Genomic DNA, 10,421 nt, shown 5'->3' with positions numbered 1-10,421 from the left:
ATGATGCTCCACCTTACTCAGGAGTTGGAGCCTCCGGCAAACCCGGCGCGGTTCAAAGCACTCAACGCGTGCTCGCTGGGCGGCACAGGCAAGATAGCGATCGTCGTCCCCGACCCGCGGCCCCGTCACGGGCGTTGTTCCGCCGAAGCGGATCCGGGTGAACTGGTTCAGAGGGTCATGCGCGCATCCTTTTGCGGGTCAGGCGGCGGCCGGGCGGAAGTCGGTCCCGTCCAGCCACATGCGATGAAGAAGTGTGGCGAGCTTACGGGCGACGGCGACCAGAGCCTTCTTGTGACCTCGCCGCTTCACCAGGCTGAGCCCCCAGCTCCGCAGTTCCGAGGACGTCTTACAGCGCACGAGCAGGCTGCTCGCGGCCTCGTAGAGAGCGGTTCGGACCTCGCCGTCTCCGCACTTGGAGATGCGCCCGTCGTAGTCGATCGTGCCGGACTGGAACTTGCGCGGCGTGAGGCCGAAGTGGGCGCCGACGGTGCGGGATCGACTGAACCGATGCGGGTCATCGACGGCAGTCCGGAAGGTCAGCGCGACAACCGGGCCGACTCCAGGGACCGTCATGAAACGTCTGCAGACGGGGTCGTCGCGCACCGTCCGAACGAGCAATGCGTGCAGCTTCAGGCACTCGTCCCAGAGCATCCGGCGGACCCTCAGCATGCTGATCACCATGCCTCGCAACGTTGGGTCGGCGCCGTCGAGGAGCTCAATGGTACGGGCTTCGAAGCGCCCCCGACTGACCTTGCCGATCTTGATCCCGAAGGCCTTCAGGGTGCCGCGCAGCTCGTTCTCGACGTCCAGGAACTTGCGCTTCAACAGACGCCGGTTCGACAGCAGAACACGTAGCTGCATACTGTCGTGGCTCTTCACGTGCACCCGGCGGAACCAGCCCATACGCATCATCTGGGCGATTCCGCGTGCGTCGTTCTTGTCGGTCTTGTTGCGCTGAGCCCGCAGCGCCGCCTTCATATGCTGCGTCTCGACGACGATCACCGGAAGGCCTAGCGCCTGCAGTTCTGTGTAGAGCCAGGGCGACAAGGACTGAGCTTCGAGCCCGACGCGGGCGACGTCGTCGGCGTAGGCGGAGATCGCTAAGGCGATGTCCGCCGGCTCGGTGGCCGCCTTGCATTCCTTCAGAACCTTACCGTCCTGATCGACGACACAGACGCTCGTCTCGTCCAACGAGACATCCAGCCCAACGTGGTACTCCGCCATCATGCTCTCCCGTGCGCGTTCACGGGCGCGGTCGTCGCCCGCGTCAGCCACTGTCGCGCAAGACGCTCCAGAAGGCGAACGGGGGCATGGCGGCTGGCCCGATTACAGGGAAGCCCTCTTAATCTACCAGCACTTCCGCATCGAAAGGTACCGAAGGATTCAGCCGAGAAGCTAGGCAATCGGCATGAGAAAACAAATTCTGTTCTGGGCCGGGATTGAAAGCGTTTTGCAAGCGAAGGGCCACGGCGAGGCGTTCCGTTTCCAAGATTTCGGTGTAGCAGAAGCAACAAATCATCGGATTTTCAATCCCAACCATAGTTTTTGGAAAGTCGGTCTAAGCTACGCTGACTTAGCCTTGAGAAGGTGGTGATTACGCCACGCTCCCCCTCAACTACCACGTTGAAGCGCCCTTCGCCGGCTGGCGCAATGCGAACTATCGCTCCATCGGCTTGCGTCATCGTTCGCCCAGCAGCCCGAGTCGCTTCGACGCCCTCCGCACTCAATACGCCTCCGCGAGTGGCATTTGCGCCAGCTATTCGTTCTGCCCCATGCTGCGTTGTCCTCAGCGCAGTACCTTCAGCTTGAGCACTTGCCGTTGCGGCTCTCGTGGCATTGCCGGCCTGTGAACTAGCACCTGCCGTCAGGACGACCGCCGCCTGCTCCCCCAACATGGCAGTCGCAGAAATGGCCGCGCCGACGCGATCTCCGTTAGCCCAATTCGTCCGCGCATTGTCCCAAGCGACCTGTCCTGGCACGAGAACTCGAAGGAACTGATTGCTACGGATAGTCACCGTACCATCGGCATTCTGGACTCTTTCGCCACCAACACAGGTCCAGCATTCGAACATCCCGGTCGGGTCAGTCCGGTTCACGGGATCGTTTGCGACATAGGCATAAAGGTTGAGCCCGTCGTCGTATCCGATGGGATCAGTCTGGAGGAACCGGCCTAGACCGGGCTGATAGACGCGGGCCTTGTAGTGATAGGCCTGCACCTCCGGCAGCCACATCTGGCCGGTGTACTGGAACCGACCGGCGTTGGACGGGCCGGGCGCGCCGTATTCGTCATAGAGGTTGATCGCCAGCGCATTGGCCGATCCATCGGTGATCGCCACGACCGAACCGCGCTCGTCGGCCTGGAGCCAGCGCCGGTCATAGCCCGCGCCCTCGTAGGCGACGATCGTCTGATCCGCCCCGATGCCCGGAATGTAGCGGCGCAGGACATTGCCGCCGGGACCGTATTCGGCGATCGCCTGAGGCCCGTCGTACAGGAAGCGCGTCGATCCGAGCTGATACAGCCGGTCCGCCGGATCGTAGCTCAAGCCGGTCGTCGAGCCTGCGACCGTGGCGCTCACCAGTTGGTTCAGAGCGTTAAAGCCATAGCCGACGCCCGGCAGCGCGGTGATGTTGCCTCGCCCGTCATAGCCGACGCCCGCCCCGCCCACGCTCGTCACCTGGTTGCGGCCATTGTTGACGTGGTTCGTCGAGCCCGCCGCCGGTGTGAACACATAGGCCGCGTTGGAAAGGGTTCGGGTGGTGATCTGGCTTGCGGGGCTATAGGCCAAGGTCACAGTCAGGTCGCTGGCCGATCCCGCCAGATCCTGCGTCAAACTGGTCAGACGGCCGGCCGCGTCATAACCCCAACTCGTCGTCGAGCCGTTCGCATTCCCCTGCGCGATGCGGCGGCCCAGATTGTCGTAGCCCCAGGACGCCAGTTGCCAGTTCGTCGCCCCGTTCTCACGGATCGCCGTCAGTTCGCCGGCCAGGTTGTAGTCGTAGGCGACCCAGAAGCCGTCCGGCCAGGCGATCGAGGTCCGACGCCCCGCCAGATTGTACCCATAGCCCACCGTCCCCAGCGCTCCCGCCGCCGAGGTCAGCCGCGACAGGGCGTCCCAGGTCGAGGTCAGGGCCTGGCCGCCGGCGGTCGCGGTGCGTTGACGGCTCAGATTGTCATAGGCGTAACTGAAGTCATCCACCCCGGCTGGAGCATCCGTCAGCGTCTTGCGGTTCAGAGCGTCCCAAACCTGGACGAAGGTCTCCCCGCCTCGGTTGCGGCGACTGACCATATTGCCGGAAGGATCGTAGGCCCAGGCTTCATAGTCCGTCATCGACGATCCACCGCCCGAAGCGTTCGGATAGCGCAGCTGAACCGGCCGGTCGAAGCCGTCGTAAACATAGGTCGATAAGTTGCCGGCGCCGTCCGTGCGGGTGGCGACTTTGCCATTGGCGGTCCAGGTCTGGCTCTCAGTGATCGTCGTGCCCGACAGATAGCCGCTGGTGGTGCTCAACAGGCGGTCGGCCTTGTCATAGGTGTTGAAAGTGATGCGGTCTGGCCCGTACGCGCCCGTCGTTCCCAGCACGCAGGCCGAGGCGGGCAGCGATCCATAGACCGCCGGGTTCATCCGCCGAGCGGTGCAGGTCAGGCGGCTGGCGGCGTCATAGCTGTATTGACTGACCATGGCATCGGCCGAGCCGGCGGCGGCGATGTCGCGGATCTTGCGGCCCTGTGCGTCATAGGCCGTGGTCGCGGTCTGCAGGGCCGAGAAGGTCGACCAGTCGGCGTTGGTCTGACCCAAGGTCGTGCCCTGCTCAACTGTCGTGACCTGGCCGTCGGCATTGTAGGTGGTGCGGGTGGCTGGATACAGGCGGCCGCCCGTCCCGTCCGGGTCCGGCCCGATTACGCCCAGCAGCTGGCGCATGACATCCCAGACATAGCGGGTGGTGTCGGCGCTTCCGGCCAGGGGGCCGTTGACCGTCAGCACATTGCTCGCCGCGTCATAGGTGGTGGTCGTGGTCGCCGTCAGCAGGCCGTCGCCCGAACCGCTAGAGACGCTGACTGGCAGCAGGTTGGACGCCAGGCTGCTGGATCCCGCCTGATAGGTGGTTGTGGTCTGGACCTCGTCGGCCGTGCCGTCGCAACTCGCCAGGGTGGCGCAGGCCGATGTCTCGGTCTGGAGCCAAACCGGCGTCGCCGCCTGGGCCAGGACGCCCGCACCGTTTTTGTACCAGGCATAGGTCGAGACGTAGCTCTGGCGCGTCTGCGGCTGGACCGCGCCAGCTATCGGGGCGGGTCGGGTCTCGGTCAGCAGGCCGCCGTGGGTGGCGCTCCAGGCCAAGGTCGTGACGCCCCCGCGCGCATCCGTCAGCGAAATGGGGCGGTTGCAGGTGACTGGATTGGCGCAGGTCGGGGGATAGGCCACGGTCTGCACGATGTCGGCAGGTGTTCCCGGCGTCTTCGAGATCTGACGCATCTCCGTCAGATTGCCCCTCGCGTCATAGGCCATCGCCGCCTTGTCGCCTTCGGGGTAGGTCACCGACGTCAGCACCGGTCCGATGTTGGGCCGGAAATCATGAGCATTGGTCGTCGTGTTGCCTAAGGCGTCGGTCACCTGCGCCAGCGCCTGGGTCAACGCGATATCGCCCACACCTCTTGCGGAATAGGCGGCGTAGTAGGTGCTGTGTCCCAGGGGATCTTCGACGGTGACGGTGTGGTCGCCACCCACGCTATTTCGATAGATCCAAGTTCCCGAGTCGGTCGTCACCGTCGTGACTGGCCCATAGCGTTCGATCGAGGGCGGATCGACGGTGATCCGGGCGCGATAGTTGATTGCCAGATTCTGGCCGCTGGCCCGAGTCGGGCGGCGGACGCCCACGACACGAGGCCGCGCGCCGGGCGCAGGGTTGCCTATGGTGTAAACAGTCGTGCGGTCTAGGGAATCGGTCACCGACCGCTCCGCCCCACTGACGGCGAAGGTCAGGGTCGGCCAGGCGCCGATGAAGGTGCAAGTCGCCGCCGTGGGCGCGCAGTACTCGATCGCATTGTTGACTGCGATCGCCTTGATCATCTCGGGATCGGTTGTTCCGCTGTATTCGAAATGCAGTTGGTAGCCTGAGTTGTTCGTGACCGAGGCCAGCACCGACACGCCGGGGGCGGTCTCCCGATAATGATAGGTGACCAGTTCCCCGTTCGGGCGCTTTAGGGTCTGGATCGACGCCAACGGCGTCTGCATGACGCCGATTTCATTCCCGGCATAGGGCTTGAGCGTCGGCAGGGCATAGGTCGCAATCGCACCGTCATGGGTGGTGAAGACCCAGTTGCTTCCTGATCCGAGAAGGGTCGAAGACTGACCGTTCGTGGGCGCCCAACCACTGCCGGTGTTCTCGAACACGACAGAGGCGAGGCCGCCGACGCTGACGTTCATGTAAGTCCCGTTGACCCACATGCAGTTGTTCGCAGCGTCATCCCATTCACAGACGCTAACGACTTCACCCCTGACGTTGTCGGTCCAGCGACCGCGGTCAGTCATGACCGGCCGATAGGCAAGGCCCCGGTCATTAGATCCCACGCTGATGATCGGGCCGGCATCGGAGAAGCCGCCGCTTAATAGATCGACCCCGTTCGCATCGTTTGCCTGGGCAGCTCGGGGCGCCGGCAGTTGGGCTTCCTGGGCCAGCGCATAAGCTGGCAAAAGCGGCGTCGTTCCCAGAAGGGCGACGAACATGAGGCTACTGCGGATATGACGATGGACGGAAATCACGGACCTCATATCATCACAATCCGAACCTGCACCTGTCCGGTGTAGGCGACGGTCGAGACCGAGTCAGTGGCGCGTAAACGCCAGTAGGAGATGCGTGTCGGGCCTATTACGGGGCCAGACCGGATCCAGATCGTAGAGGCTGCCGTCGGCGTCGACGCCGTCGTCACCGCGTCACCGGACACCCGTTCCCACAGCAGGACATAGGGCGGCACGCCGCCACTGATGCTCGCGACGGCAGGCCCGGCCCCGGTCGCATCGCCCGTGACCGTTGACGGGCTCACCGTGGCGACCAGCGGAGGTGGCGGAGGTGGCGGAGGTGGAGGCGGCGCCGTAGTTGTCCGACCTGAGCGATTGTTGGCCGCGTCGTAGGTGTAGGTGGTCACCGTCCCATCCGGTCGTGTGACCGTGATAACCCGCCCCAGCGCGTCGTAAGTGTAGGACTGCGCCCGCACCTGCCGCGCAAGAAACAGACTGGCGGCCAGGCCGCCAAACCCCGCCAGCAGTTTCCGCCTCGACGCCATGTGCTACACTCCCCCCGAGCGACCAAGGTTCGCCAGATGGGCGAGCGCGTCAAGAGCAGCTTTGCCGTTGACCGTGTCTCATCGTGATTGGGAGACAAGCGATTGGCATGCCTGAAATTCTTGATAGCGATATCTGGCAGCCGTGAGCCCGCAAGGGCCACGACGCCTGCGCGATATGAAAGCTGCGCCGCCGTGGCCCTCGCTCCGTCAGGCAGCGATCATTCGGCCGGCAGGAAGTGGCGCCATCGTTGCCGGAAGGAATGGATGTAGCAGTCGTCGCCGGGCACCAGACGGTGGCGTGTGACATCCAGTTCAAATGACCGGAGACCTCCAATGTAGTGGCGCTGTGTAGATCAAGACCCGCCGGTCATCCACACGAGGCTTCCCATGGCTCTTGGAGAAATAGGGCTGGAGTCGAGCCATCGGCTCGTCCGTCAGCCAATATAAGTCGCTCAAATCCAGCTCCTCAGGAGCTTGGATCAGATCGCGTCTCACATCAATGGGTCCTGAGCCTAGGCATGTTCCGCACATTTAGCGAGCTTCCGGCCAACACCGGACTTTTCTCGATGAAGCTGTCGAGAAACTCGGACTGATCACAATCGACGAAAGGCACCCTGACGGCATCGAATAAGACCCAGTTATGACTGAGACTGCGCACGAGTAAGCGACACCGCCCCGCCGACCGCCGTCAGCCAGATGAACCGGCCGAGTGTGCGCTGGCGCAGGCTTCGGGCCAGAGCAAGCGGGATGGACAACGATTACCTTGCCGCACCAGCATCAGCTACGTCGCTGGCGGATCCACGAGATCCTGAAAAATCTGTCCCAGCAGTTCGATCAACACCTCCTGCTCGTCCGGCTTTTCAGACAGGGCGTCCCGTAGAAGGTGCACGCCGGACGCAAGCGCGATGATCGCCTTCGATCTGACTCTCGCTTGACTCCCGCCCAGCCAGGCGGCGAGCGGCTCCGCCAGACGTTTCTCGAAGAGATCGACAACAACGGCTAAGGCTTCAGGCTCGCCTGCCGAACGTACCGCAGCCTGAACAAGATCAACTGCGCCACGCCCGCTGGTGAGAAGAAACCGCGCGAGTTGCTCTCCGAAAGCCGATCGCACTGTCTTCGGCCCCAGACGAACTGGTTGCAATCAAAGGCCTCCCGAAAGAGATCGGCCTTCGACGGGAAGTGTCGATAGAAGAGCGCGTGATCATAGCCCGCGTCGGCGGCGATAGCGCGAATGCTGACGCGGTACCCGAAACGGACGAAGGCACGCCGCGCCGCCAGCAACAGGACCTTATGGGTCGCAGCGGCACGGCCGCGGCTTCTCGGCCGAGCCGCAGCAGGCTTGCTCCGCGGGCCCGGCCGGCGCACGGCGCCGTCGGGGCTAGACCGTGACATTCCGCGCTCGTTTTGCCGGGGTGGCGCGGCGGCTGGCTTTCACTGCAGTTCCCCTCCCAGGGCCCTGTAGAGTTCGACCAGATTGGTCTGCTGCGACAGGCGCGTCATGACCAACTGCTGCTGGGCGGCGTAGGCTGCGCTCGTCGGGGACGCCGACCTCCGTTTTCGCCTAGGATGCCGGCGATCTGCACCCTGAACGAAGCGGCTCATACCCACCTCCTGCTGACCTCAGGAGGCTACCCTAATTCGCTCCATACCAAGGCGTTTTCACACAGCCTCAGTCAGGAGCAGTCCACCTGGATGGCCCCCAGGAGCACCGCTGATTGTCTGACGCTACTCGCTGCGGTGCGCCTCAATGAGCTAGCGTCCGATAGGCCCGCGGAGGAATGCACCCCCAACCTGCGCGCCTCTTTCAAGTCCTCTAACGAGAGGTCTCCTTCGCCACCCATTTTTCGGTCAGAGATTCACCTGGAACAAAAACGCGGACGCCCGCCCCCTCCGGTTCGCCTTTTGCGCAAGCGATAGCTTCGCTCAGGGCACACATTAGAGCCTCAAAATCATCGTCACGCCGTTGTTTAAGAGTTCGACGATCAATCATGGTGTCCATACCGTCAGCGTTCAAAAGGCTCGCCCCGGATGCAGAGGCCAATTTCACGAAATAAGTCGGCAAGCGTCAGGCTTCGACGCCAAAATGAGCGTATTGTTACAAACATTCATAAACGTCACCTTCAATCCTTCTGAATGAAGCTCACGATACGCGAAAACATCCTCAAACTCGTCGATGTGGCTGGCAATGTTGAAGGCACGCGTTTCAACGTCTCAGCCACATCCTTTCCCGGTCCGTACGTCGTTCTTCGCCGCAAAGCGCATACGGATGCCCAGACCCCGCGCAATCTTCAGCACCGCTTCAAAACTCGGCTCAGCTCCCTTAGCCAGCGCCGTTTCGAGTTCCCCTAGCGTGAGGCCAGCTCTCATCGCCACAGCCGTCGCAGAGCCGCTCGCGCGGACGGCGATGCCCAGCGCCCCGAGAATCTCTCCGGCATCATCGCCCGCCTCTTCCGCAACCACGTCGACATAAGCGGCCATGCACTCGGGGTCGGTAAGCGCTTCGGCCGGATCAAAAATGGTGATGCCTAACCCAGACATTATCTTGAACTCCCCTCTCACATTGCTCGTGCGATCTTGCCTCACCCCACGACCTCCAATCGCCCGGCAGGGCGATCAAGGCGGGTCGAGCGGACGCGGTAGGGCCCGCGTAACGCTTGGAGTCGAACGCCTGGCGCCAATCTATGTCGCTCGGAGAATAGCGCTCCATATTCATCTGCGCGACCTAGCAGCCCCACGAAACCATCATGCACACGCGCCAGTTCCGCAGTCTGATCTTCGAAAGCGCATAAATCCGAGCGCACTTGCCGAACGTCATAGGGCCGCACGAAACGCTCATGGGAAAGATATTGGCGCCACCGCGTTTGCAAGATCGCCAATCGATCACCTGCGTGGGGATCCACCCTTTCTAGCAACTGTCCCAGGTAGCAATGAATGGCTTCTTCCGCTTCGGTCGCCGCTTCAATCAAGTCCCGCGCATGCGTCGTTCGCCAGACTAGATCCAGCCGATCAGCAAGAAGGCCGTCCCCATTGAGAAGCGGCTCCAAGCTCAATTCGATATCGCCGCAGAGGTAGAGGTCTAGGTCGTCCACGCGAACGAATGGGAGCAACTGACGAAGCCCTTCGCGCACCTGGCCCTCATCTAGATCCAGGAGGGCCTCCAAATCCACATCATGCACAGCAACGATATAGGGACTTTCCGACCGCTTCTGCACCCGCCTCTCCCACAGCAGCAGCAGGATTTGTAAAACCTGAGCTCCTTCCGGGCCGAGGCCGCCAGCGACAGCCCGGCGCATGGCGTCCAGGGAAGCGAGATGAACAAGCTGCTTCAACTCGGCTCCATCCAGATGGGTCTCTTCTCCAATTAGATAATCCAGAGCCGAGAGGCCTTCAGTCCACATGTCGGTTCCCATAAATTCACACTGATAGTGTGTAGATGACCGCAGCACTCAGCCGCAAGTCAAGGAGGTGGAAACCGATCCGGACCTTCTCGCCTTCGGTAAGGCCGTGAGGCAGCTAAGGCTTGCGCGCGAGCTCAGCCAGGAGGAGCTGGCACACCGGTCGGAGCTGCATCGGAATTATATCGGCGGCATAGAACGCGGAGAACGCAACGTCGGCATCAAGGCGGTGTTTGCGCTGGCGCGAGGCCTGAACTGCAAAGTGGCAGACTTTTTCAGCAGCTAGAGCTGCGTGCTCAAGCGGGCCTGCAGTTGGCAGCCGCCACCCCAACCTAGATTTATGAACGCCTCTCTCGAGCTCCATTCGCCCCGCTCAAGAGGATGAAAGCCCCTACCGCGGTCGGTGTGTGCGCACACTTAGATCAGGGCTAGCCCGCACGCGGGACTCTGTCGACAACGCCCATGGGCGCGGCACACATTACGCACATCTGCGTCGCCACAACTTATTGATATTATTGATCAATAAAACTGCGAGCGGAGTTACACTTTCAACACCCCTCAGGCCCAATGTCACTTTCCTCAACATTTTCTGCCTACTAAGGTGTTACACCTTAGACACCCCGCTGCACGAATTGGTGGTTCATGCCCTCTCACAACCCTCGTATCGTCACGAACATCTCACCCCATTATCATCGTAGCCATCCGGTGAGGACCGCGGCGAGCTAAAGCGGCTGCAGGATCTCGTC

At 62.3% G+C, this 10,421-nt stretch carries 6 protein-coding genes and 2 pseudogenes; 1 reads left to right on the top strand and 7 read right to left on the bottom strand.

Annotated features, from left to right (window positions below; all coding sequences use genetic code 11):
- Positions 1–198 precede the first annotated feature (198 nt).
- The 7 genes and pseudogenes from DXK21_RS15925 to DXK21_RS15895 all read right to left on the bottom strand — a co-directional run bounded on the left by DXK21_RS15925 (position 199) and on the right by DXK21_RS15895 (position 9,678).
- Positions 199–1,227 carry an IS110 family RNA-guided transposase gene (locus DXK21_RS15925; RefSeq protein ID WP_114818747.1) on the bottom strand — a complete coding sequence of 343 codons (1,029 nt, stop codon included), beginning with the start codon at positions 1,225–1,227 and terminating at the stop codon, positions 199–201.
- 299 nt (positions 1,228–1,526) lie between these two features.
- Positions 1,527–5,723 (bottom strand): RHS repeat domain-containing protein, encoded by a 4,197-nt coding sequence (locus DXK21_RS15920; protein WP_162790723.1) that lies wholly within the window; start codon positions 5,721–5,723, stop codon positions 1,527–1,529.
- A gap of 911 nt (positions 5,724–6,634) precedes the next feature.
- Positions 6,635–6,736, bottom strand: a pseudogene (locus tag DXK21_RS15910) (IS5/IS1182 family transposase); the annotation flags it as partial.
- A gap of 325 nt (positions 6,737–7,061) precedes the next feature.
- Positions 7,062–7,421: a TetR/AcrR family transcriptional regulator gene (locus DXK21_RS16640; protein ID WP_245945253.1), complete on the bottom strand. Its 360-nt coding sequence runs from the start codon at positions 7,419–7,421 to the stop codon at positions 7,062–7,064.
- A 17-nt stretch (positions 7,422–7,438) separates the two neighbouring features.
- Positions 7,439–7,672, bottom strand: a pseudogene (locus tag DXK21_RS17155) (helix-turn-helix domain-containing protein); the annotation flags it as partial.
- Between the two features lie 819 nt (positions 7,673–8,491).
- Entirely contained in the window at positions 8,492–8,818 is a 327-nt protein-coding gene (locus tag DXK21_RS15900; protein WP_114818743.1) for an addiction module antidote protein, read from the bottom strand.
- Between the two features lie 41 nt (positions 8,819–8,859).
- Positions 8,860–9,678, bottom strand: a complete 819-nt coding sequence (locus DXK21_RS15895) for a hypothetical protein (RefSeq protein WP_114818742.1) — start codon at positions 9,676–9,678, stop codon at positions 8,860–8,862.
- 67 nt (positions 9,679–9,745) lie between these two features.
- Between DXK21_RS15895 and DXK21_RS15890 the strand changes: the two genes are divergently transcribed.
- Entirely contained in the window at positions 9,746–9,961 is a 216-nt protein-coding gene (locus DXK21_RS15890) for a helix-turn-helix domain-containing protein (RefSeq protein ID WP_114818741.1), read from the top strand.
- Positions 9,962–10,421 lie beyond the last annotated feature (460 nt).

The organism is Brevundimonas bullata (genome assembly GCF_003350205.1).
GTDB lineage: Bacteria > Pseudomonadota > Alphaproteobacteria > Caulobacterales > Caulobacteraceae > Brevundimonas > Brevundimonas bullata.
The sequence above is the reverse complement of the archived record's forward strand: the minus strand, read 5'-3'. Positions and strand labels throughout refer to the sequence as shown.